At 50.3% G+C, this 1,573-nt stretch carries 2 protein-coding genes; one reads left to right on the top strand and one right to left on the bottom strand.

The annotated features are described in order from the left end of the window. Positions 1 to 563 (top strand): hypothetical protein (locus EP28_RS14460; RefSeq protein ID WP_196219638.1); only part of this gene is annotated, 563 nt, incomplete at its 5' end. 72 nt (positions 564 to 635) lie between these two features. Here EP28_RS14460 and EP28_RS14260 read toward each other — a convergent pair. Then, on the bottom strand, positions 636 to 1,573 hold a 938-nt coding region (locus tag EP28_RS14260), incomplete at its 5' end, for a hypothetical protein (protein WP_230455353.1).

The raw sequence follows: 1,573 nt of genomic DNA, 5'->3' as shown, positions 1-1,573 counted from the left end.
GTGGCCGACGCCTCGAAACTCGGATTGAGGATCAGCTCAATACAGCGGTCAAACCGATTAGCAAGATCTACGAACTCTGGTGTCTTGGCGTCTTACTCGAATTCTTCGAGGAGATCTATCAAACGTCCCCAGACGCGGGTCAGATCGCCGGCACGTATACCATTACCCCAGATGTGACGCTTTTGTACAATAGCAGCGTCTATCGATACAGCAACTACCTGACCTCTGCATTCGAAGTCGGAGCTGGGCGCCCCGATTTCGCCTTAGTAGTGGACGATAAACTCGTCTGGATCGGAGACGCCAAATCGAAAAGTTGGGATTCGCTCCAGCTCTCGGATTATCAGCGATTCCTCACATATATCCTCGATCTCCTCTCAGTTGATCAGACGGGGAGTATCCTGTATGCAGAGAAAGAACGCCCGGCACAGCGCCAAACGGTCCGCGATTTTGAAGTACAGCACGTACCGCTTCGACCCGGTGGAAAACAGAAGGCAATGAAGAGTCTCCGAGATCTACTCAGCCCCCAGCTGCCTGCGGTGCCTTCGACACCGAATCAATCCTAAACAATCCTTCTTAGCTGCGACTCAAATCTACATGGCGTTTGGATCTTGTACATATGAAATTATTGCCACTTCTTAGTCCGCAGATCGTGACTTCTGGATTAATTCGAGTAGACCGATCGAGGTCCACGCCATCCCGATAAACACGAATGTAAAGATGGTTGCTAATATGCCATAGAGCAGGTGTTGGTGCATCGGGAGGGTCTCAAGCCAGGGATCTGGATCAGTACTTAGATTCCATGGGTACGACTGTATTATCACGCCAAGTATTGACGCCGATACGGCGTAGCCTACAGCACGTTTGAGTTTCAACTTGAACGCCTCAAGCTGTGGCTCGGTATCAGGTACGATCCACCAATCAATCTCACCATTTGGCCCCTGTAGCCAATCCGGGAGTGGCTCATCATCCCTCTGTTGATCAGTCGTCTCGTGAAGGCGCCATGCATCTCCCTCAGTGGGTGTGGGACCTGTTATACTATTCCAGATCTCATATGTGCCATCTGGGGGCTCTACTGGGAGTTTTTGTTCTCGGTATGCAATAAGAGACTCTGGAGAGTTGCTGACTACGGACCAGCCGATCAACGTACTATCAATCCTACTGCCTCCCACATAGCGTTCTATCTCATCCCTGTAGAGCGAATAGGTGCCCTCAACCTCAGGTATTTCTTCTCCTGTTACGATAGTTAGCTCCGCCGTCTGTGTAGGCTCATCACTTGACTGGCGAGTGATTACCGCGACAACTGAAACACCGACGAATAGGAAGCCCGTCAATGAGAACGACAACTCGGTCGCGTGTTGGATGTAGCTTCTGCTGAACAGATGCATACAGGAGTTATTCGCAATCCCTAGGAACTCGCCACCAAGCGTTAACCAACACCACAATTCTACCAATCCAGCGAATGTAAACAGAGCCAGCAGTGCTAGGAACCCAACGACTCTGAAAGTCCGTGCTGAACCAAGCCTACTGAAAATCCCATTGATGACTCCCTCCCCGAAATCCAGTAATTTATATT

Source organism: Halorubrum sp. BV1, assembly GCF_000746205.1.
In the GTDB taxonomy this organism is placed as follows: domain Archaea; phylum Halobacteriota; class Halobacteria; order Halobacteriales; family Haloferacaceae; genus Halorubrum.
This window is presented reverse-complemented; position numbering and strand designations above follow the sequence as displayed.